This is a genomic window from Curtobacterium sp. MCBA15_007, from assembly GCF_001864905.1.
GTDB classification, from domain to species: domain Bacteria; phylum Actinomycetota; class Actinomycetes; order Actinomycetales; family Microbacteriaceae; genus Curtobacterium; species Curtobacterium poinsettiae.
Genome location: NZ_MJGM01000001.1, coordinates 658,561 through 678,570, shown reverse-complemented (window position 1 = coordinate 678,570; position 20,010 = coordinate 658,561). Strand labels below are relative to the sequence as shown.

General features: G+C 70.3%; 21 protein-coding genes and 1 tRNA gene. 8 read left to right on the top strand and 14 right to left on the bottom strand.

Annotated elements, in window-relative coordinates:
* Positions 1-22 precede the first annotated feature (22 nt).
* Positions 23-2,083: an MDR family MFS transporter gene (locus BIU95_RS03250; RefSeq protein ID WP_071250316.1), complete on the bottom strand. Its 2,061-nt coding sequence runs from the start codon at positions 2,081-2,083 to the stop codon at positions 23-25.
* Between the two features lie 169 nt (positions 2,084-2,252).
* Between BIU95_RS03250 and BIU95_RS03245 the strand changes: the two genes are divergently transcribed.
* Both BIU95_RS03245 and BIU95_RS03240 read left to right on the top strand, forming a co-directional pair.
* Positions 2,253-3,203, top strand: coding sequence for a phosphotransferase (locus BIU95_RS03245; RefSeq protein ID WP_017888021.1), 951 nt, complete (start codon positions 2,253-2,255; stop codon positions 3,201-3,203).
* 72 nt (positions 3,204-3,275) lie between these two features.
* Positions 3,276-3,689 carry a hypothetical protein gene (locus BIU95_RS03240; RefSeq protein WP_017888022.1) on the top strand — a complete coding sequence of 138 codons (414 nt, stop codon included), beginning with the start codon at positions 3,276-3,278 and terminating at the stop codon, positions 3,687-3,689.
* 33 nt (positions 3,690-3,722) lie between these two features.
* Here BIU95_RS03240 and BIU95_RS03235 read toward each other — a convergent pair whose 3' ends face one another.
* The 5 genes from BIU95_RS03235 to argG form a co-directional block, all read right to left on the bottom strand.
* Positions 3,723-5,180 carry an SPFH domain-containing protein gene (locus tag BIU95_RS03235; RefSeq protein WP_017888023.1) on the bottom strand — a complete coding sequence of 486 codons (1,458 nt, stop codon included), beginning with the start codon at positions 5,178-5,180 and terminating at the stop codon, positions 3,723-3,725.
* A gap of 178 nt (positions 5,181-5,358) precedes the next feature.
* Entirely contained in the window at positions 5,359-6,186 is an 828-nt protein-coding gene (nadE, locus tag BIU95_RS03230; protein ID WP_042540131.1) for an ammonia-dependent NAD(+) synthetase, read from the bottom strand.
* Between the two features lie 245 nt (positions 6,187-6,431).
* A complete protein-coding gene (locus BIU95_RS03225; protein ID WP_042540077.1) occupies positions 6,432-7,043 on the bottom strand; it encodes a copper resistance CopC family protein in 612 nt (203 codons plus the stop codon).
* A 41-nt stretch (positions 7,044-7,084) separates the two neighbouring features.
* Positions 7,085-7,252: a hypothetical protein gene (locus BIU95_RS18500; protein ID WP_017888026.1), complete on the bottom strand. Its 168-nt coding sequence runs from the start codon at positions 7,250-7,252 to the stop codon at positions 7,085-7,087.
* 258 nt (positions 7,253-7,510) lie between these two features.
* The gene (gene argG / locus BIU95_RS03220) at positions 7,511-8,953 is read right to left on the bottom strand and encodes an argininosuccinate synthase (protein WP_042540079.1); all 1,443 of its coding nucleotides are present in this window, start codon (positions 8,951-8,953) and stop codon (positions 7,511-7,513) included.
* Between the two features lie 111 nt (positions 8,954-9,064).
* On the opposite strand from argG, the gene BIU95_RS03215 reads away from it, so the two are divergent.
* Genes BIU95_RS03215 through BIU95_RS03205 form a run of 3 tightly spaced genes read left to right on the top strand, consistent with a single transcriptional unit; the run spans position 9,065 to position 11,162 of the window.
* Positions 9,065-9,619, top strand: a complete 555-nt coding sequence (locus tag BIU95_RS03215) for an RNA polymerase sigma factor (RefSeq protein WP_071250312.1) — start codon at positions 9,065-9,067, stop codon at positions 9,617-9,619.
* On the top strand, positions 9,616-10,518 hold the full coding sequence (locus BIU95_RS03210; protein ID WP_017888029.1) for a hypothetical protein: 903 nt from the start codon (positions 9,616-9,618) through the stop codon (positions 10,516-10,518). Before BIU95_RS03215 ends, BIU95_RS03210 begins: the two co-directional genes overlap by 4 nt.
* Positions 10,519-10,562: 44 nt before the next feature.
* Complete coding sequence (locus BIU95_RS03205) at positions 10,563-11,162, top strand: HTH domain-containing protein (protein ID WP_139179613.1); 600 nt, start codon at positions 10,563-10,565, stop codon at positions 11,160-11,162.
* Positions 11,163-11,366: 204 nt separating this feature from the next.
* Here BIU95_RS03205 and BIU95_RS03200 read toward each other — a convergent pair whose 3' ends face one another.
* The 3 genes from BIU95_RS03200 to BIU95_RS03190 form a co-directional block, all read right to left on the bottom strand.
* Complete coding sequence (locus BIU95_RS03200; RefSeq protein WP_042540086.1) at positions 11,367-11,675, bottom strand: hypothetical protein; 309 nt, start codon at positions 11,673-11,675, stop codon at positions 11,367-11,369.
* Between the two features lie 75 nt (positions 11,676-11,750).
* Positions 11,751-12,254, bottom strand: a complete 504-nt coding sequence (locus BIU95_RS18110; RefSeq protein WP_139179612.1) for a hypothetical protein — start codon at positions 12,252-12,254, stop codon at positions 11,751-11,753.
* Between the two features lie 32 nt (positions 12,255-12,286).
* Positions 12,287-12,904, bottom strand: a complete 618-nt coding sequence (locus BIU95_RS03190) for a hypothetical protein (protein ID WP_071250306.1) — start codon at positions 12,902-12,904, stop codon at positions 12,287-12,289.
* Between the two features lie 82 nt (positions 12,905-12,986).
* On the opposite strand from BIU95_RS03190, the gene BIU95_RS03185 reads away from it, so the two are divergent.
* Both BIU95_RS03185 and BIU95_RS03180 read left to right on the top strand, forming a co-directional pair.
* Positions 12,987-13,238: a hypothetical protein gene (locus BIU95_RS03185; RefSeq protein WP_042540092.1), complete on the top strand. Its 252-nt coding sequence runs from the start codon at positions 12,987-12,989 to the stop codon at positions 13,236-13,238.
* 258 nt (positions 13,239-13,496) lie between these two features.
* Positions 13,497-14,156 (top strand): hypothetical protein, encoded by a 660-nt coding sequence (locus tag BIU95_RS03180; protein ID WP_139179611.1) that lies wholly within the window; start codon positions 13,497-13,499, stop codon positions 14,154-14,156.
* Positions 14,157-14,781: 625 nt separating this feature from the next.
* Here the strand turns inward: BIU95_RS03180 and BIU95_RS03175 are convergent.
* Positions 14,782-14,853 (bottom strand) — tRNA-Arg (locus BIU95_RS03175).
* A 13-nt stretch (positions 14,854-14,866) separates the two neighbouring features.
* Positions 14,867-15,970, bottom strand: a complete 1,104-nt coding sequence (locus BIU95_RS03170) for an epoxide hydrolase family protein (protein ID WP_071250302.1) — start codon at positions 15,968-15,970, stop codon at positions 14,867-14,869.
* Between the two features lie 216 nt (positions 15,971-16,186).
* Between BIU95_RS03170 and BIU95_RS03165 the strand changes: the two genes are divergently transcribed.
* Positions 16,187-16,879, top strand: a complete 693-nt coding sequence (locus tag BIU95_RS03165) for an HAD family hydrolase (protein ID WP_071250300.1) — start codon at positions 16,187-16,189, stop codon at positions 16,877-16,879.
* Between the two features lie 90 nt (positions 16,880-16,969).
* On the opposite strand, the gene BIU95_RS03160 is transcribed toward BIU95_RS03165, so the two are convergent.
* The 3 genes from BIU95_RS03160 to BIU95_RS03150 form a co-directional block, all read right to left on the bottom strand.
* Complete coding sequence (locus tag BIU95_RS03160; RefSeq protein ID WP_082046978.1) at positions 16,970-18,115, bottom strand: TIGR03364 family FAD-dependent oxidoreductase; 1,146 nt, start codon at positions 18,113-18,115, stop codon at positions 16,970-16,972.
* Positions 18,116-18,262: 147 nt separating this feature from the next.
* The gene (locus BIU95_RS03155; protein WP_017888034.1) at positions 18,263-19,099 is read right to left on the bottom strand and encodes a CPBP family intramembrane glutamic endopeptidase; all 837 of its coding nucleotides are present in this window, start codon (positions 19,097-19,099) and stop codon (positions 18,263-18,265) included.
* Positions 19,096-19,992 carry a CPBP family intramembrane glutamic endopeptidase gene (locus tag BIU95_RS03150; RefSeq protein ID WP_017888035.1) on the bottom strand — a complete coding sequence of 299 codons (897 nt, stop codon included), beginning with the start codon at positions 19,990-19,992 and terminating at the stop codon, positions 19,096-19,098. Before BIU95_RS03150 ends, BIU95_RS03155 begins: the two co-directional genes overlap by 4 nt.
* Between the last annotated feature and the right edge of the window lie 18 nt (positions 19,993-20,010).

Here is a 20,010-nt window from a genome sequence, read left to right as displayed (position 1 = left end):
TGACGAGGAGGCCCGGCGGGGTTTAGTCCTTGGACCGACCGCCCTGGACCGGGATCGAACCGGTGACCGGGGCGGTGGGCGAGCCCATCGTGTCCGCGGCCCGCACGGCCTGCGCTTCGAGGTCGTCGGCGGTGCCGGCGTCGTCCGCCTGCTCCTGCAGGGCCGAGCTCTTGCGGAGCGGCGGCGCCTTGAAGAAGAAGCTCAGGACGAACGCGAGCAGGATCACCGAGAAACCGACCCAGTAGACGGTCACGGCCGAGGCGTTGAACCCCGACATGAACGGCCGGGTCAGGGCCGGGTCCGCACCGTTGAGGTAGGACGTGTCGCTCGTCTCGGCGTTCGAGTCCTTCGAGTCGTTCGCGCCCTTGTCGATCTGCTTCGACAGCTCCGGGGCGAGCTGGTCCACCCAGTAGGTGCGCTGCGACGAGTCGGACCAGTCGACGACGAGTCGGCCGTCCTGCACGCTGGCGTGCGCCTTGTCGGCGGCTGCGGTGAGCGCCTGCTGCCGCACCGCATCGGGAGCACCGGCGGTGGCCGCGGTCACCTGGTCGGTGGCGGTGTCGAGCCCGGACTGCACCTGCTGCTGGAGCGGGGTGACGATCGGGTTCCAGATCTGGTCCATGACACCCTGGTTCGCCTTGGCGCTCGCGACCGTCGGGTCGAGCGCCGCGGTGAGGGCGGGCTTCAGGTTCGACTGGTCCGCCGTGGCGTGCAGGATGTTCGTCGGCATGAGCGAGAACAAGACGGACAGCAGCACGGCGGTGCCGAGCGTGCCACCGATCTGGCGGAAGAACGTGGCGGACGACGTCGCGACACCCATGTCCCGCGGCTGCACCGCGTTCTGCGACGCCAGGGTGATGCTCTGCATGAGCTGGCCGAGCCCGAGACCGATCAGGAACATGCCGATCATCAGGAACCACAGCGGCTTGTCGATCGTCATGAACGTCAGGACGACGTAGCCGAGCGACACCAACGCCGTCCCGATGACCGGGAAGATCCGGTATCGGCCGGTACGGGCCACGATCTGCCCCGACGCGATCGAGGCGATCATCAGGCCACCGATCATCGGCAGCGTGGCGAACCCGGACTCCGTCGGCGTGAGACCGGTGACGATCTGCAGGTACAGCGGGATGGTGAGCATCGCACCGAACATCGCGAAGCCGACCAGGAAGCCCAGGACGGTCGCCATCGAGAACGTGGCCGAGCGGAAGAGCTTGAGCGGGATGATCGCGTCGTCCTGCATGCGGGTCTCGATCACCAGGAAGGCGACGAGGCCGAGTGCGCCGATGCCGTAGCAGGCCAGCGCGCTCGCCGAACCCCAGCCCCACGTGCGACCCTGCTCCGCGACGAGGAGCAGCGGTGCCAGCGTGACGATGACCGAGGTCGCGCCCCACCAGTCGATGCGCGGCTTCGCCCTGGCCTCGCCGAACTTCGGCAGGTGCAGGAACGCGATCACCATGAGCAGCGCCGCGACGCCGATCGGCACGTTGATCAGGAACACCCAGCGCCAGCCGGTGATGCCGACGATCGAGCTCGCACCGGCGAACAGTCCGCCGATGAGCGGGCCGATGACGGACGAGATGCCGAAGACCGCCAGGAAGTAGCCCTGGTACTTCGCGCGCTCACGGGGCGCGAGGATGTCGCCCATGATCGCCAGTGGCAGCGACATCAGCGCACCGGCACCGATGCCCTGGAACGCGCGGAAGGCGGCCAGCATGGTCATCGACGTCGACAGGGTCGAGAGCAGTGACCCGAGGATGAAGACCGCGATGCCGAAGATGTAGAGCGGGCGACGCCCGAAGACGTCGGAGAGCTTGCCGTAGATGGGCGTGGTGATGGTCGACGCGATCAGGTATGCGGTCGTGACCCAGGCCTGCTGGTCGAGGCCGTGCAGGTCGTCGCCGATCGTACGGATCGCGGTACCGACGATCGTCTGGTCGAGCGAGGACAGGAACATGCCCGCCATCAGGCCGTAGATGACGAGCAGGATCTGGCGGTGCGACATGATCGGCTTGCCCGGCGTGCTCGCCGGGGAGTCCTGTCGTCCGCGCGACACCTCGACGGGTGCGGTGGCAGTGGACATGCGGTGTTCCTCACAGGGGGTGTGGCGTGGTGGTCGTCGGCCTGGTCGGGACCCCAAATCAGGATCAACCTTGCAGGCTATGCAACTTTACACCGCAAGCACCTTTGCCGCCAACGCAAAGTTGCCGAGCGTGCACGTTTGTGTACGGGTTCTCAGGTAGCGTCGGGTCATGGGGCGAACCACCTGGACCGACGTACCGACGACGCTGCGGCAGCAGGTGGAGGGGGTGCTGGGCGGGCCCGTCGTGACCGCCGAGTCGCAGGCGAGCGGGTGGTCCCCCGGCAGCGCCGACCGCGTGACGACCGGGGCCGGACGACGCGCCTTCGTGAAGACGGTGTCGCGCTCGCGCAACGAAGCGGCCTTCGAGCTGCACCGGCGCGAGGCCACGGTCATGGCGCAGCTGCCGACCACCGTGCAGGCGCCGCGACTGCTCGACGCACTGCACACCACCGTCGACGGCGACGACTGGGTCGCGCTCGTGCTCGACGACGTCGCGGGACAGCACCCGGGCAGCCACCTCGACGGTTCGGACACGACGGCCGTGCTCGACGCGCTCGACACCCTGCCGCTCGCGACCGGCGCCCTGGCGGCACTCCCCCGCATCGCCGAGGACCTGCGCGGCGAGTTCGGGGCCTGGGACCGGATGCTGACCGACGACGCGACCGCCGCCCGCGTCGCCGAGGTCGTGCCGCCGCACGTGCTCGACGCCGGCCCCGCGATCGCCCGTGCGGCATCGCAGGCGGCCGCGCTCGTCGACGGCGAGCACCTCGTGCACGCCGACTGCCGAGCGGACAACCTGCTCGTCGACGGCGGCGGGCTCGTCTGGGTGGTCGACTGGCCCTGGGCGAGCGTGGGTGCGCACTGGCTTGACCCACTGACCTACCTGCTCGACACCCTCGTGCGTGGTGAGGACGCCGACGTCGAGCACCACCTCGCCACGCACCCGGTGTTCGCCGAGGTTCCGGCCGACACGATCGACGCCGTGCTGGCCGGGCTCGCCGGGCTGTTCTTCGAGCACGCCCTGCCGCCGGCGCCACCGAACATGCCCACGATCCGCGACTTCCAGCGGCGCGAGGGCGTGGCGGCCGCCGAGTGGCTGCTCCGCCGCTGGGCCGACTGACGGCTCGTCCGCGGACGCCGGGGGACGCATCTGTCCAGGGAGCGCAGCGCGCCGGAGCGTACGGTCCACCGCATGACTGACGAGCACCGCACCCCGCGCCCCGAAGACGACGCCGCGCGCCTCGGTCTCGTCGTCGTCGGCGAGGCAGCAGCCCTGCAGTCCGGCGACGAAGCGGCGTTGGACGCGAGCGAGCAGAACATCCGCGACACGATCGACGAGCTGGTCGACGAGCCCCTGACGCAGCGGCAGGAAGAGGTCGTCGAGCGACTCGCCGCGGCCGGTGGGACCCTGACCGCTGGGCTCAGCGGCGCCCTCGCCGCACAGAGCGGACGCAGCGTCGACGACGTGCTCGAGGGCGCCGCTCGCAGTGTCGTCTGGCAGCAGCGGCTGGCCGACCAGCGCGAGGACGCCGGGTCGCAGCAGCGTGAGGACGCCGGTGGGCAGCAGCGCGACCAACAGGACGAGAACGGGCGCGGCGAGGGCTGACCCCCGACGCGCCCGCCGAACGGGTCCGCTCGGTTACTCGACCGGTTCGGCCTGCGGCGCCGCCTGCTCGCGCACGACGGCACGGGCGGCTGCCTGCCCCGTCGTGGTGCTCTTCACGATGTCGCTCAGGGTGAACCCGGCGGTGGCACCGAGCAGCGCATCGACCTCGCTGAACTGGCTGACGACGCTCTTCGACAGTGCGCCGGCGCCGTCGGAGGACACCACGGTGAGCGTGTCGATGTTGCTCATCGGAGCAGCGAGCTCGCGGGCGATGCTCGGCAGTGTCTCGATCGCCTTGACCCGCAGGACGGCCTCGGAGTGCTGTGCGAGCGCGTCGGCCTGCGCCTTGGTCGCATCGGCCTCGGCCTGACCCTTCGCACGGATCGCGTCGGCGGCGGCTTCACCCTCGGCGCGTGAGGCGTCGGCGGCGAGCTTGCGGGCATCCGCCTCGGCCTTCGCCTCGGCCGCGACGGCCTCGGCGGAGATCCGGCGGGCCTCGGCCTGGGCGCGTGCGGTCTCGACCTGGGCACCGGCAGCGGCTTCGGCCTCGACGCGGGTCTTGCGCGCCTGGGCCTCTGCGACGGCGGAGACCTCGGACTCGAGCTCGGCACGACGCAGTTCGGCACGCTTCTGGGCGGTGATCTGCTCCTGCTCGACGACGCCCTGGGACGCACGCGCCTGGGCGAGCGGGCCGGCGGCAGCGGCTTCGGCGGACGCACGGTCGGCGTCGAGCTGCAGCGCGGCACGACGGATGGCCAGGGTGTTCTCGGCCTCGGCGATCGCCTGGTCGGCGGTCGCGCGGGCCTCCCGCGCTTCACGGTCGGCCTGGGCCTCGGCGTTCTCGGCCTCGAGTCGCACGCGTGCACGCTCGGCACGACCGAGGTCACTGATGTACTCGTTGCGGTCCGAGATGCCCTTGATCTCGAACGAGTCGACGTCGAGCCCCTGGCTGTGCAGGGCGTCCTTCGCGACGTCGAGCACGGCGACGGTGAGCTGGTCGCGCTTGCGGATGATGGTCGACACGTCGGTCGCACCGATCGAGGCGCGGAGCGAACCGGACAGGACCTCGCGCGCGAAGTCGTCGATCTTCTTCTCCTGCCCGAGGAACCGCTGCGCGGCAGCCCGGATCGAGGCGTCGGTCTCGCCGACCTTGACGAGCGCGACCGCTTCGACGTCGATGGTGACCCCTCGGGAGTCCTGCGCGTTGACGTTGATGTCGATCGCGCGCGAGCTGAGCGACAGCTTCGCGACCTTCTCGAAGAAGGGTCGGACGAGCACGCCGGCGCCGAGCACGACCTTGATGCCGGACTCGACGGTCTCGGTGCCGTCGTCGTTCTTGACCTTGCGCGAGCGCTTGCCGGTGATGATGAGCGCTTCGTCGGCGCCGGCGTTGCGGTACACGACCTTGGCGTAGATCAGCGCGATCACGGCGAGGACGATGATCCCCACGATGACCAGCGGGATGGCTCCGAGCGCGAACAGGACGTCCATGTTTCCCCCCTTGCGGACCAGGTACCAGCCTGGATTCCGCATCTGTTGTTCCGTTGGCTCCCATCCTAGGAGCGCCGGCGGACAGCGGGGGGCGCGCAGGGAAGTGTCGGGGACGACAGACGGGAGGCGCGGTGCAGGATCACCTGCACCGCGCCTCCCGGCCGTGTCGCGTCAGCGCCTACGCGCCCGCACGCCACCAGTCGTCGAAGGGCGTCGCCGGCACCTGCCGCTTGTGCTCCGTCGCGCGGTAGCGCGACTCGATCGCCTCGGCGACCTCGATCGACACGTCGTGCCCCTGCAGGTAGGCGTCGATCTCGGCGTAGGACAGCCCCAGGTTCGCCTCGTCGGTCTGCCCGGGCGTCTCGTCGAGCAGGTCCGCGGTGGGGGCCTTCTCGTACAGACGGGCGGGTGCGCCGAGGTGCTCGAGCAGCTGCCGCCCCTGGCTCTTCGACAGCCCGGTGAGCGGGGTGAGGTCGACGCCGCCGTCACCGTACTTGGTGAAGAAGCCCGTGACGGCCTCGGCCGCGTGGTCCGTGCCGACCACCAGCAGGCCACGCTGCCCGGCGACCGCGTACTGGGCGACCATGCGCATGCGGGCCTTGACGTTGCCCTTCACGAAGTCGCTCAGCTCGACGCCGGAGGCCGCGGTGTCCTCGACGACCCCGTCGACCCCGTGCTCGATGTTCACGGTGATGCCCGGGTCGGCCGCGATGAACTGCAGGGCGAGCTGGGCGTCGTCCTCGTCGGCCTGCACCCGGTAGGGCATGCGGACGGTCGTGAACTCGGCCGGGTGCCCCTCGGCACGGAGCGACTCGACCGCGAGCTGGGTCAGGCGGCCGGCCAGGGTGGAGTCCTGCCCGCCGCTGATGGCGAGGAGGTACCCCTTCGCCCCGGTCGTCAGCAGGTAGTCGCGCAGGAACCCGACACGACGGGCGACCTCCTGCTCCGGGTCGATGGTCGGCTGGACGTTGAGGTCCGCTGCGATGGCGGCTTGGAGTTCACGCACCACCCCAGTATCACGCCGATCGGCCCGGATGGACCGGATCGATCGACAGTTCGATGCCACGCGATGGTGCTGTCGATCGCGCAGAGGTGTTGTTCGTCCCGATCGGGTTCCGCACCGCGCCGACGCCGCACTCGAGGCCACTCCCGTGGCGCACGCGGTCGCGCCGCGTGCGCTTCGTGCGCAGGAACGGTCGGGTGCGCGCCTGCGACCCGACCGTTCCTGCTCACGAAGTGAGGTGCGCCGCGCTACGAGCTGCGCTCGGCGCTGCGCCCACGGCGCAGCAGCAGCACGACGACAGCACCGGCCACCAGGACCGTGCCGGCGCCGAGGGCGACCCACACGCCGGGCGCGATGCCCGGTGACGACGACGGCGCTCCGTCGGACGCCCCGGTGGCCGTCGCGGTGGCGCTCGGTGTGGGCGCGGTGCTCGCCGTCGGGGTCGGAGCACCGGTCGCGCTCGGGGTCGGAACAGCAGCTGCAGCCCGGTAGTCGAACGCGAGCGTGCCCTCGATCGGGTGGCCGTCCGGCGACACGTACCGCCAGAGCACCGTGTAGTTGCCCCGGTCGAGATCGACCGCGCGGCGCATGGTCGTGCCGGAGACGGTCACGTCACCCGTGGCGACGTCCATGCCGGCAGCATCCGTCACCTGGATCCGGAGCCCGGCGTCGAGGCCGGCGAGCGGCGCCTCGGAGAAGGTCAGGTCGACCGTCTGCAGCGGTTCGGTGACGACCGCCCCGTCCGCCGGGGTACTGCTCGTCAGGGCCGAGTGGGCAGACGCGGGCTGGACGCCGACGAGCGTCAGCAGTCCCGCCGCGACGATCGCCAGTGCCGCCGCAGTGGTTCGGGCTGTACGCATGCGCAGACTCTACCGACGGTCGAGCGGCAATCCGCTGCGGATCAGAGCTGCTCGCCGAGGAAGTCTGCGTACGTCGGCTCGTAGCGCGCGTCGCCGGCGCCGACGAGCTGGTGGCCGGTTCCTTCGAGGCGCTCGGCAACGAGGGCGGCGAGTTCTTCCGGGGACCGGAGCCCGTGGCGGTGCCAGATGTTCTGCAAGTTGGCGGCCATGATGACCAGCCCTTCGTCGAGATGATGCGCATCTCGGATCCGTCCGGGTCGACCCGCTGTGCCAGACCCCACAGATCGTGAGGAGCATCGTGACGACGAGTCCCTGATGACTGACCCGGTACCGCAACGATACGGTCGCGTCCCACCGCCGTCGAGGCGGATGCGCTTCGCGGCTGACGACCGACGGGAGGCCCGGTGCCAGCTGGCACCGGGCCTCCAGTCGTCAGGGGGTCGCGCCCAGGGCGCGGGTCCGCTCGATCAGTCGGTGCCGGAGTCGAAGGCGGCGCCTTCGGAGGCCAGGTCGGTGCGACGGCCCATCGCGTCCTCGGCGTCGGAGGCGACGATCGCGCCACCGAGGATCTCCTCGGCCTCGCCCGCTTCGAGCTCGCCGACGAGCTCGGCCGTCGCGCCACCGATGAGGCCGGCGGCGGCGTACTGCTCGAGTCGCGAACGGGAGTCCGCGATGTCGAGGTTGCGCATCGTGAGCTGGCCGATGCGGTCGTCCGGCCCGAACGCGGCGTCGCCGACGCGCTCCATCGACAGCTTGTCCGGGTGGTACGACAGCGCCGGGCCCGTGGTGTCGAGGATCGTGTAGTCGTCGCCGCGACGCAGACGCAGCGTGACCTCGCCGGTGACGGCGGAGGCGACCCAGCGCTGCAGCGACTCGCGGAGCATCAGGGACTGCGGGTCGAGCCAGCGGCCTTCGTACATCAGGCGACCGAGACGGCGACCCTCGTTGTGGTACGAGGCGACCGTGTCCTCGTTGTGGATCGCGTTGAGCAGGCGCTCGTAGGCGATGTGCAGCAGCGCCATGCCCGGCGCCTCGTAGATGCCGCGGCTCTTCGCCTCGATGATGCGGTTCTCGATCTGGTCGGACGCACCCAGGCCGTGGCGGCCACCGATGGCGTTCGCCTCGTAGACCAGGGCGACCGCGTCGGTGTACTCGACGCCGTTGATCGCGACGGGGCGACCGGCCTCGAACCGGACGCTGACGATCTCGGTCGCGACCTCGACGTCGTCACGCCAGGCGGCGACACCCATGATCGGCTCGACGATGTCCAGGCCGCTGGACAGCTCTTCGAGGCTCTTCGCCTCGTGCGTCGCGCCCCAGATGTTCGCGTCGGTCGAGTACGCCTTCTCGGTGGAGTCGCGGTACGGGAACCCACGGGCGACGAGCCACTCGCTCATCTCCTTGCGGCCGCCGAGCTCCTCGACGAACTCGGAGTCGAGCCACGGCTTGTAGACGCGCAGGCGCGGGTTGGCCATCAGGCCGTAGCGGTAGAACCGCTCGATGTCGTTGCCCTTGTAGGTGGAGCCGTCGCCCCAGATGTCGACGCCGTCTTCCTTCATGGCGCGGACGAGCATCGTGCCCGTCACCGCACGGCCGAGGGGCGTCGTGTTGAAGTACGTCTTGCCGCCGGAGCGGATGTGGAACGCACCGGTCTGCAGGGCGACCAGGCCTTCTTCGACCAGGGCGCTCTTCGCGTCGACCAGCCGGGCGATCTCGGCGCCGTACTCGTGGGCGCGGCTCGGGACGGCGTCGATGTCCGGCTCGTCGTACTGGCCGATGTCAGCCGTGTACGTGCAGGGGATCGCTCCCTTCTCGCGCATCCAGGCAACGGCGCAGGAGGTGTCGAGACCCCCTGAGAACGCGATGCCGACTCGTTCGCCGACGGGGAGACTGCTCAGGACCTTGGACACAGGGTCAATCGTACGGGGCCAGCGGGGTGGACTACCGTCCGGGGCGACGGTTGTGGAGAACTGGTCGGGCAGAACCAGGAACCGATCCGGGGCGACCGGACAATACAGAGCATGAACCAGATCACGGGGGACCGGTCCGACTGGGCCCTGGGCGTCGCCGGGGACGGCCGTGCGGTCGGTCGGCTCTTCGACCGGCACGCGGCGCGACTGCGTCGTCACGTCCGATCGCTCGTCCCGACGCCGGACGACGCCGACGACGTGGTCGCCGTGGTGTTCCTCGAAGCCTGGCGGAAGCGGGACCACGTCCGTTTCGTCGACGACTCGATGCTGCCGTGGCTCCTCGTCACGGCGACCAACACGGCGCACAACCTGACGCGGTCCTCTCGGCGCCACCGCTCGTTCCTCGGCAGGTTCCCGGTCGACGACCCGGCACCCGACCCGGCGGACTCCTTCACCGACGCAGAGGCCGTGACCGCACTCCGTGGTCTTCCGATCGGAGACCAGCGCGTCCTGTCCCTCTGCGTGCTCGAGGGGCTGAGCGAGCGTGAGGCCGCGACCGTCCTCGGCGTCCCGCCCGGCACCGTCAAGTCCCGGCTCCACCGTGCGAAGGCGCGGCTCCACAAGCAGTACTCGGCGACAGCGGAACCCCTCGGAGGCACACTGTGAACCACGACCAGATCTCCCCCCGGCTCGCGGCGATGCGCGACGCACTCGTCGCAGAGGTCGACGCGACCAGCGCCACCGGAGCGCCGCTCCGTCGACGTCGCCGACCGACCCGCGGCACGGTCCTCACGATCGCGGCGGCGTTCCTGGCGGGATCGGCCGTCACGGGCGGGATCACCGCGGCTGCCCTCCCGTCGAGCGACCCGGATGCCGCGCTGGAGAGCACCCTTGCGACCTCGACGCGCTACATGGTCGAGGACGTCAACCACGCCACGATCCTCGGGACTCCGGCCTTCGCGAGCACGCAGGGCGATGGTTCGTTCTCGCTCGGTGCCCGCCCCGCGGACGCTGACCGTGTGACGCTCACGTGGAAGTGCCTCGACCCGGCGACCTTCACCGTGGCCGTCGACGGGACGACCGTCGACGGGCCGACCCGCTGCACGCCCGGCGCGACCGGTGCGCATTGGAGCCTGTCCCCTGCGACCGGTTCCGGACGTGCGTCGGTGACCGTCTCCGTGATGGGCGGCGGCTCCGCCCGCTACGCCGTCTGGGCCTCGTGGGCCGAGTCCGCGCCGATCGCGGATCCGTCTGCCCAGCAGCGAGCCGAGATCCGCGACGGCCGGATCACCCTCGACGAGTACCGCGCCGCGTTCAACCGGCTCGAGGCCTGCCTGACGCAGGCGGGACACCCGATGGACGACGTGCCCCTCCTCTGGTTCGCGAACGGGTCCTGGACGAGCCGACCCGTCGGCACGGGCCCCTGGTACCTGTACTCGACGCCGACCGAGGGCCTCGAGGTGTTCGACACCCAGTGCTACCCGCGGGAGTTCGGCCAGGTCGACGCGCTCTGGCAGGCGGAACACCCCGTGCCGGAGGACCCGCCGGCCCAGCCCGCTGGATGATGCACCATGGTGCGGAGAGTCCTGCGACCGATGAAGGGAACGAGATGACTGCCGAGGCCCTCGACGTCCGGGCGGAACTCCGCGCGCTGATCGAGCACCGTTCCGTCGCGCTCGAGGCGATCGCGCAGATGACCGGGATCTCGGAGTCCACGCTCTCCGCGTACCTGGCCGGGCCAGGGACCGAGCACCAGGGTCTGACCGCCCTCGGGACCGGGCTGACTCCCGACGAATCGCAGCGGCTCGCCGTCTTCGCAGCCATGCTGGCCGCGGCTGGGAGCGTGCCCGACGATGACCGCGTCCGGGGCATGCTCGAGGGTCTCACGCAGGTCTCCGGGCTGACGGTGGCGAACATCGCGTCGCTCACCGGGATCGCGGAGTCCGACCTCGATGCGTTCTCGGAGGACCCGACCGGGGTGAGCGATGCCGTGAAGTACGCGATCGCGACCCGGACCTCGTACCTCGTACCTCGTGAACGCCGTCAACCTCGCGACGTCGAGACACTGAGCGACACCGACGCGCGGCAGGAACTCGAACCGTTTCGATCTGGTGCCCCTGGAGGGACTCGAACCCCCAGCAGTTTCCTGAGGACGCGGGGCTCCCGACGATTCCCGGAACTACCCAAACATCCGTGCTGTGTGCGGTGAAGTACCTTCCAGTACAGCTCTAGACCAAGCCTCCTCTGAGGCAGGAGAAGCAGGAGCCCGGTGTGGGCTCGCGCTGCTCTTCTGCTCCTACTGCCGCGGTTCAGATGACCTCGTCGCGGTGGACGGGCTGTCCGTAGTACCACCGGCCACGAACGACCCGCTCACGCCGCCGTGATCTTTCGCCGCTGCCACCACCGTGCCTGCTTACGGTGGAAGGTTCGCAATGTCGGCGCCCGTCCGCAGCGAATCTTCGAAGAGCTGCTGACCCCGGGCGCCGACATCAATGCTGTTCGCGCCACCGAGCGCAGCGACGGTCACGCCGGTGGTGGTGCGTGCCCGCCAGCCCCGGGGGAGGAAACCGATGCGATCGTCGAAACGATGGACGCCTTCACTGTCGGTGGGGATACCGTTGATTGCGTCGTTTCCGTCGTGGTTGCCGGGCACCACGAGAAGCTGCACGTGACGAATCTCAAGGTGCGCGGACAGCCCGTGCGAGACGACGGCACGGGTCACCGGGAAGCGCCGGCGGGGTACCATCCTCGCCGGCCGCTGTACCAACTGTGCCTGGCAGAGCTGAGACGCCCGCCGCTACTCGTCGTCGTCGTACGACTTGCAGAGGGACCCCGCTCGGAGCGTGACCACCGCTGCCTTCTCACCGTCGGGGTACTGGATGCTCACGGACGGCGAAGGGTCGTCGCGGGTAGCGCGGATGAACGTCTGCCCGTTCGACCGGTCCGTGTCCACATGCGTGTAGCCGACGTCCGCCCACACCCGTTTCACCTTCTGTGTGATGTCGCTGAGGTCTCGCTTCGACACCGTCTCGAGGTAGGCACCGTCCGCTTCCCCCATGGAGTGGCCCGAGAAACCGGCCCAGTCCTTTGGTAGGCAGTCCGAGGATGCCAGTCCGCGGGTCAGTGGACCGTCGAGTGGTTGCTGCGCGGACCAGTACCGCCAGGCTGTGTGTCCCCCGGTGGCATCGATGACGTCGTTCAGCACCTCATACATCTCCGCGTCAGCACGGTCGGCCTGCTGGTGTGTGTAGATCGTCGGCGTGCTCGCACATCCGGTTGTCACCGCGGCGAGCGCCGCCATGACCGTTGCAGCGGCAATCCGGGTTGCGGTTCTCACGATGGTGCGTCAGTCGGGTCGTCGTACCGGTCCGGCTCGTCGTCGTTGAGGTAGTCGTAGGACTGGCAGATGGAGTCCCCTTCGAGCAGGACCTTCTGCTTCTCCTTCGTGTCCCGGTAGGTGAAGGTCAGCGTGGGGGAGGGCGCTTCGTGGGCGGCGCGAACGACGATGCCGTCGTCGGCGCCGGCGTCGGTGCTGACGTCGGTGGTGATGTTCGTGTAGCCGGCGGCCGTCCAGACCTTCTTGACAGCTGCGAGAGTTGCATCAGCATCCACGAAGTCGGTTGAGTTCAAGGAGGCGCCGTCGTAGTCGCCGAGCGGGTCGCCTGCCATGCCCATTCCGTTGGTGGGCAGGCATTCACCGCCGCCGTTGCTGTGGTCACCGGTACCGACCGGTTTGTCCAACGGCTTGTTGGACGACCACGCCTTCCATGCTTGGAGACCGCCGGTGGCGTCGATGGTGTCGTTCAGGACGGTGAACATCTCGTCGTCGGCGGAGACCGCTTCCGAGTGCGAGTAGATGGTCGGCGTCGAGGCCTTGCTGCATCCTGTGATGGTCGCGGCGAGCGCCGCGACGATGACGACAGCGGCGACGCTGCGGCTGGTTCCCCTCATGGTGTTTCCCCTCCCCCGAGACTGACCAGGATGGCACAACCTCCCGCCACGGAGGTGCGGCCGGTCCGCGCATAGGGGCAGCATGCCGCACCCCTTCGACGAGATCCCGGACCTCGCGACCACCCTGTCCGAGGAGGCGGAGCGACTTCGCAGCGCCGGTGTCAGGGCCGCGCTGCAGGTCGTGCACAAGGTGCTGAACCGGGAAGCGCTCGGACCGCGTCTCGCCGTCGGCGAGTTCGCCGGTGTGCAGAAGGACCTGCTGCGTGTGAACGTCAAGGTCGGTCAGGCAATCCTGACCGACCGCATCGTGGACCGGCAGCTCCCGAACACCTGACAGATTCGCCGACCTGGCCGACAGGTCATCGTGCCCCCCCCCCCCGACTGTAGGAGTCCCATCATCGCTGTACTGAATCGCCGCCGAAACGCCCTCATCGCGACAGCCGCGGCCGTCATCCTCGGCGGTATCGCCGTCGGCACCGGCGTGACTGTGGCTGCGAACGCGGAGACGGTCCGTCAGTGTGACGCTGCCCGCGGGAAGCTGTCGAAGGCGTCTGCCGTCGCGAAGAGGGCGACAGCCGCGGCCGACACCGCGGTGAAGAAGTCCGAGGCGACGCAGCTGCCGCACACGGACGGCTGGACGTCGAAGAAGTACGCCGACAAGCCCGCCTCCACCGCGCAGCCACACGGCAGCAGCGGAAAGGACCGGCTCGCCGCCGTCACCACCCAGCAGAAGAAGCTGCAGTCGCTGGCGACCGCGCCAACATGTGAGTCCCGCGGCGACGCGGAAGCGGTCACCGAGCGCGCGGCGGTTCTGGCGATTACTTCGAAGCAACTCACCACGGCGGCAACTGACCTGGCTGATGACTTCCAGACGTTCCAGGCGGACGAGACGACCCGCGTCGCCGCGGAGAAGGCAGCAGCGAAGAGAGCTGCCGAGGAAGCCGCCGCGAAGAAGGCCGCGGAAGCGGAAGCCGTCCGGCGAGCAGAGGCCGCGGACGCTGCCCGCCAGGCAGCCGCACGCGCAGCTGCGGCGACAGCGGAAACCAGCACCGAGTCCGGTGTGACGCAGCGCTCGACTGGTGGCGGGCCGGCGACGGGCGGAACGACGTCCGGGCAGAGCGACAGGGTGACCGCTCCGTGGGGCTCCACTGCGCCGCGGAAGGGCCCAGAGTTCGTCGGTGGCGGCGGAGTCGGCTCTGGCGGCGGTGGCTGCTGGACCGACAACGGCGTCGGCGGCACCAAGCGCTGCTGACCAGCGGTGTCGGGACGGTACGCCGACGCGGATGCTGAGGACATGCTTGAACTCCGGCACATCTTCATCGGGTTTCGAGACGCGCAGTAGCTGCGGGCGTGCAGAGCCTCATCCTCGGTGCGTCCACCGGCACAGCCCTCGTCAGCGCCGTCGGCGGGACTGCTGCAGGTTTCAAGAAAACCCAGTCAGAGCAAGCAGGGAGGGTCAAACGCAGCAACGGCACGGTGCCGGTGTGCGCGGAGAGACCGGAGTGAGTGCAAGCAAGACTGACCTGGGCTTTTTCTGGCACTTCCCGGAATGTCCCGCTGTGTCCCGCATCCGCGCACAAGGTTGGCGGCCGTGTGTGCTGCGACCGGGCTGTCATCCTCGCGTGGCTTGACGCTGTGCGGGTCGCCTGATGGGGCGTCCCGAAGGCGAGGAAGACACCCGCTGACGCGCGAGTAGCCCTGCAGATGCTCGCCCCGATGCAGACGCCGATCGACTGACCCGGCCCCGACACCGACGAAGCGGCTGCATCCACTTGGATGCAGCCGCTTTTCGTGTCGGACCGGCGGTCATGACCGCTGGGTAACCGTTGACCTGGGTGAAACTTGGGCTTGCGGACCGCCGTACTTCCGGTTGTTTGTGCCCCTGGAGGGACTCGAACCCCCAACCGTTTCCTTAGGACGGAACTGCTCTTCCATTGAGCTACAGAGGCTGGCGCGTCCACTCTAGCGGCGGAAGGGCCCCAGGAACGCGTGCAGTTCGTCGACGAACAGGTCGGGCTGCTCGAACGGCGCGAAGTGCCCGCCGCGGTCGAGTTCGTGGTGGAACACGAGGTTCGTGGTCCGCTCGAGCCACTCGCGCGGCGCCCGCACCAGGTCGCCGGGGAAGATCGAGAACCCGGACGGCACCTCGACCCGTCGCTCCAGCTGCTCCGCAGGGATCGCGGCGTTCGCGTGGTACATCCGCATCGCCGAGCCGATCGTGGCGGTGGCCCAGTACTCGGTGAGCAGCGCCAGGACCTCGTCGCGCGTGTAGACCGACCACAGGTCGCCGTCGCAGTCGCTCCACGCCCGGAGCTTCTCGACGATCCAGGCGGCCAGCCCAGCGGGTGAGTCGTTCAGCCCGACCGCTGCGGTCTGCGGCTTCGTCCGGTGCAGCATCGCGTAGGCGCCCTCGGCGGTGCGCCAGCGGTCGGTCGCAGCGACGAACTCCCGTTCGGCGGCGGACAGCGTCGACGGGTCGAGCCCCGGCCAGGCGAGCCCGCCGTCGATGCGGTGCACGGCGACGACCCGGTCGGGGTGGTCGAGTGCCAGGTACCGGGCGACGTGTGTGCCGATGTCGCCACCGGAGACCGCGAACCGCTCGTACCCGAGATCCGTCATCAGTGTCGCCCACATGCCGGCCACCTGCCGGGCGTCGAGCACCTGCGGCGGCGCATCCGAGAAGCCGTACCCGGGCATGTCCGGCACGACGACGTCGTACCCGGCGTCGACGAGCATCGGCAGCACCTTCCGGTACCGCCAGCCGGAGTCCGGCCAGCCGTGCGCGAGCAGGACCGGCAGCGCGTCCGGCTGTGCGGCCCGGTCGTGCAGCAGGTGGATGCCGATGCCGTCCACGACGGCACGACGCGAGGGCAGCGCCTCGAGCGCGGCACGGTGCGCGTCGAAGTCGAAGCCGTCGGCCCAGTACTCGACGAGTGGCCGCAGGACGTCGTAGTCGGCACCGAGCGACCAGCCGACCCCGGCGGGTGCGTCCGGCCAGCGTGTGGCACGCAGCCGCGCGCGCAGGTCGTCGATGGTCGCGCCGTCGATGTGCGGTGTCTCGCCCATGCGGCCGACGCTACGCGGCGCCACCGACGCAGATCGGCGAGCGGGGACCGGAGCCGCTCCCCCTGGCGGACCGGCTGCATGTCCGCACAGGCCGTGACGAGCCTCCTGGCGGCGTTCACCTGGCGGACACCCGCGCATCGTCTGCCCGCCATGGGGTGCGTCGACGCTGGTCGGACCGCGCCGGTCCCGGCGTGGCGGCACGTACCCAGGAGTCCCATGATCTCGCTCGTCTGCCTCGACATGGCAGGAACCACCGTCGACGACGGTGGCGTCGTGCTCGACGCCTTCCGCACCGCGCTCACCGACGTCGGCCTCGAGCGTGGGAGCGCCGAGCACGACCACGCCGTGCAGTACGCCGTCGACACCATGGGCCAGTCGAAGATCGCCGTCTTCACGGCGCTCTTCGACGGGGACGGCGTCCGCGCCGCAGCGGCGAACACCGCGTTCGAACGCGCCTACGCACGCACCCTCGGCCGGGGCGTGCGGCCGGTGGACGGTGCCGTCGAGACGCTCGTCGCACTCCGCGCCGCGGGTCGGCAGATCGCGCTGACCACCGGGTTCTCGCCCGCGACGCGTGACGCGGTGCTCGACCTGCTCGGCTGGCGGCCGCTGGTCGACCTCGCGCTCTCCCCCGCCGACGCCGGGCGCGGGCGCCCGTACCCGGACATGGTGCTCACCGCCGTGCTCCGGACCGGCACCGACGACGTCCGTGCCGTGGCGGTCGTCGGGGACACCGTCGCCGACCTGCTCACCGGGCACCGCGCCGGCGCCTCCGTCGTGGCGGGCGTGCGGACCGGGACGCACCAGGACGCGGACTTCGCGACGGTCGAGCACACCCACGTCCTCGACTCGGTCGCCGAGCTTCCGTCGGTGCTCGCCGAGGTCGACGAGGCCGTGGCCGCGGTGTGACGACCGCGTGACGACCTCGCCGGTGCCAGAGGCCGCCGGGGTCGCAGCGTTGGTCGGCCTGGTCGGCGGCTGCGCGACTGACGGTCCCCCTCAGCCGAGGACCGCCGGGGCGATGCCGAGGCCGGTCGTCATGCCGATGCCCGTGGTGACCGTCACGACGTCGACGCCGGGCAGCGGCTGGTCGATGAGGAACTCCCGCCCCGGCGCCGAGGCGTAGACGCCCTGCCACCGGTCGACCACGGAGACCGGCGCACCGAACAGGCGCTCGGTCTCGGTGACGAGCAGCCGGAAGCCGTCCTCGTCCTGGAACGGCGGTGCGTCGACCCCGCGCTCGTGGGTGTCCCCGACGATGATGCTGCCGTCCGGCGGCGACGTGTACATCTGGTTGAGGTCCCAGCGGACTCCCTCGGGCAGGTCGGCGGCGAGCCGGTCCCGCAGTGCTCCCGCTCCGGGCATCGCGGCGAACCCCGAGTAGCGCAGCAGCGACCACCCGGTCAGCAGCGGTGTGGCGATTGGGAAGGCGAGCGGGATCGTCGCACGCAGCATGTGGAGCCGGCAGCGGACCAGGCCGATCGACTCGGCGAGCTCCGGGAAGAGCTGGTCGAGGTCGTGGTTCGTGCAGACGACGACCCTGGTCCCCTCGACGACGCCGCGACCGGTGCGGACGGCGCCGGCGGCGACCTCGAGCACGGGGGTGCGCCAGAGGAAGGTGACCCCCTGCTCGGCGAGCCAGCGCGCGATCGCGGGTGCTGCCTCCCGGGGGTCGACCTGCAGGTCGTGCGCCAGGTGCGCGCCGCCCAGGGCGGTGTCCGGGTCGACCGGCACGGCCGCGGCGATCTCGACCGCGTCGGCCAGCCGCACCTCCGCGCCCGAGTCGCGGTACTCCTCGAGCACCGCCATCTCCTCGGGGCGACGGGCGACGACGTGGGCACCGAGTTCCCGAGCCGTGAAGCCGGCGAGCTGCGCGAGTGTGAGCCAGCGGCGGCGTGCCTCCTGGGCGTACCCGGCTGCCTCGCCGGTCTGCGGGGTGACGCAGGCGTGGCCGAAGTTCCGGACGCTCGCCCCGACGACCGCACCCGCACGGTCGACCACCGCGACCCGGGCGCCCTGCCGGAGTGCCTCGTACGCCATGCCGAGTCCCACGATGCCCGCGCCGACCACGACGACGTCGTACCGTTCGGTCAGTGGCTGGTGGTCCGTCTCGGTGTCGAGTGCGGTGCGTGCGGAGCGGGGCATGGAGACCTTTCGGGCAGTGCGGGACGCCGGTCCGGTGCGGACGTCGCAACTGTCGCAGGCAACCGGTGGGGCGGGGTTCCGTCCCGGTGCACACGGCGTGGACGGCAGGTGAAATCGATCGGCACCTGTCCGGACAGCCCGGCCGGGTCAGGTGGTCTCGGTGCCGCCCGGCGTGGCGCGGCGGTCCCGTCGACTGCGGAGCGTCTCGCGCACCACGCTGATCGCGATCGCGACGGAGAGCCCGATCAGGATGATCTCGATGACCCCGGTCGTTGACGGTGGTTCGGCGCCCTCGTGGTTCCGTCCGGCGGTCTGCAGGAACAGCGCGGCGTCGTTGAGCCCGTGCAAGAGCATCGGCACCCACAGCCTCCCGGTGGCGCGGCGGGCCGCGTAGAAGAGTGCTCCGTCCATGCTGAGGAACGCCACCTGGAACAGGATCAAGCCGAGCGGGAGTCCGGCGATCACGAAGCCGACCACGTGGGCGAGGCCGAACAGCACCGAGGAGACGATGAGGACGACGAACTCGGAGTGATGTGCGCGGAGCGCGGTGACGAGGATCCCGCGGAAGAACAGCTCCTCGCCGACGCCGACGCCGAGCGCACCGATGAGCACGACGACGATGATCCCGGCCGACGCCTCGGACCACGGCACGAGGCTGAACAAGATCACTGTCGAGACGAGGGACAGCACCGGAGCGGCGAGCCACCACCAGCGCCGGGGTCGCCCGACGGCGACAGCCGGTTCTCGCCAGATGTCGTTCCACCACCCCGAGCGCCGGGCGAAGAACACCCCGGCGGCGATCATGATGCTGACCGGGATCCAGGTGCCGGCGAGCCAGTCCGCGATCGGGTGGTCCTCCCCGTTGACGACAGCGCTGAGCAGGTTCCCGACGCCGGCAGCCATGAGCACGTAGACCACGCAGGCGACGAGGGCGATCGAGAACAGCCGCGGGACCTCACGACGCCCATTGACTGCGGCGGTCATGCGGCCACTCCCTGCGGGTCGGGCTCGGTCTCGGTCTCGGTCTCGGGGCTGCTGACACGGCCCTTGATGAAGAACAGCACCAGGAGCGCGAGCACCGGGTAGACGAAGTTGAAGATCCCCGCCAGGCTGATCAGCCCGGCGTCGCCGGCGGTCGCGGCGGTGGTGTCGATGCCACCGGTCGCCAGGATCGTGGTCGGGTCGGTCGCCGCGTGCAGCAGCATCGCGGGGACGATGCTGCCCGTGACACGCATCGACAGGTAGAACATCATGCCGGCGCCGAACGTGTACACGACCGTGACGGCCACCGTGACGAGCGGGGTCCCGCCGATGGCGTTCGAGGCGTGCATCAGCCCGAACAACACCGACGACAGCAGCGCGACGGTGCGTTCGGTGTGGCGCCCGCGGCGGAGCAGGTTCACGGCGACGCCGCGTGCGACGAGTTCCTCGGCGAACCCGATGCACAGACCGAGGAAGAGCACCGCGAAGACCACGGCGACCGAGTACGACGACCAGTTGGTCGCGACGAGCCGGATCACGATCGGGACGAGCAGCAGGACGACGGCGGTACACATCCACCCCCGCCCCGGCAGTGGCTGGCGACCGAAGACCTCGCGCCCCCAGCCGAGCGTGCGGACGAAGACCAGGGTGAGCAGCCCCATCACGATGATCGGCAGGGCGACGCCCACGACGGCTCCGCGGGGTGTGGCGAACAGCTCGTCCGCGGTGATGTCGCTGGCGAGGGTGCGGGCGTTCAGCCAGCCGAGCCCCTCGTAGACGGCGAGGTAGAGGACGACGGCGAGCACTGCGCGCCACCAGCCGCCGCGGTCCCAGAAGCGCTGCCACGGGTTCCGTGCCGCTGCCGTGTCGGTCGAGCGATCTGCTCCTGCAGCCATGCTGTCCTCGCGGGTCTC

Excerpts from the sequence above, each read along its gene's own strand:
- BIU95_RS03250 (WP_071250316.1), bottom strand. The coding sequence starts at position 2,083 with ATGTCCACTGCCACCGCACCCGTCGAGGTGTCGCGCGGACGACAGGAC.
- BIU95_RS03245 (WP_017888021.1), top strand. The coding sequence starts at position 2,253 with ATGGGGCGAACCACCTGGACCGACGTACCGACGACGCTGCGGCAGCAG.
- BIU95_RS03240 (WP_017888022.1), top strand. The coding sequence starts at position 3,276 with ATGACTGACGAGCACCGCACCCCGCGCCCCGAAGACGACGCCGCGCGC.
- BIU95_RS03235 (WP_017888023.1), bottom strand. The coding sequence starts at position 5,180 with ATGGACGTCCTGTTCGCGCTCGGAGCCATCCCGCTGGTCATCGTGGGG.
- BIU95_RS03225 (WP_042540077.1), bottom strand. The coding sequence starts at position 7,043 with ATGCGTACAGCCCGAACCACTGCGGCGGCACTGGCGATCGTCGCGGCG.
- BIU95_RS18500 (WP_017888026.1), bottom strand. The coding sequence starts at position 7,252 with ATGGCCGCCAACTTGCAGAACATCTGGCACCGCCACGGGCTCCGGTCC.
- BIU95_RS03215 (WP_071250312.1), top strand. The coding sequence starts at position 9,065 with ATGAACCAGATCACGGGGGACCGGTCCGACTGGGCCCTGGGCGTCGCC.
- BIU95_RS03205 (WP_139179613.1), top strand. The coding sequence starts at position 10,563 with ATGACTGCCGAGGCCCTCGACGTCCGGGCGGAACTCCGCGCGCTGATC.
- BIU95_RS18110 (WP_139179612.1), bottom strand. The coding sequence starts at position 12,254 with ATGGCGGCGCTCGCCGCGGTGACAACCGGATGTGCGAGCACGCCGACG.
- BIU95_RS03190 (WP_071250306.1), bottom strand. The coding sequence starts at position 12,904 with ATGAGGGGAACCAGCCGCAGCGTCGCCGCTGTCGTCATCGTCGCGGCG.
- BIU95_RS03185 (WP_042540092.1), top strand. The coding sequence starts at position 12,987 with ATGCCGCACCCCTTCGACGAGATCCCGGACCTCGCGACCACCCTGTCC.
- BIU95_RS03170 (WP_071250302.1), bottom strand. The coding sequence starts at position 15,970 with ATGGGCGAGACACCGCACATCGACGGCGCGACCATCGACGACCTGCGC.
- BIU95_RS03165 (WP_071250300.1), top strand. The coding sequence starts at position 16,187 with ATGATCTCGCTCGTCTGCCTCGACATGGCAGGAACCACCGTCGACGAC.
- BIU95_RS03160 (WP_082046978.1), bottom strand. The coding sequence starts at position 18,115 with ATGCCCCGCTCCGCACGCACCGCACTCGACACCGAGACGGACCACCAG.
- BIU95_RS03155 (WP_017888034.1), bottom strand. The coding sequence starts at position 19,099 with ATGACCGCCGCAGTCAATGGGCGTCGTGAGGTCCCGCGGCTGTTCTCG.
- BIU95_RS03150 (WP_017888035.1), bottom strand. The coding sequence starts at position 19,992 with ATGGCTGCAGGAGCAGATCGCTCGACCGACACGGCAGCGGCACGGAAC.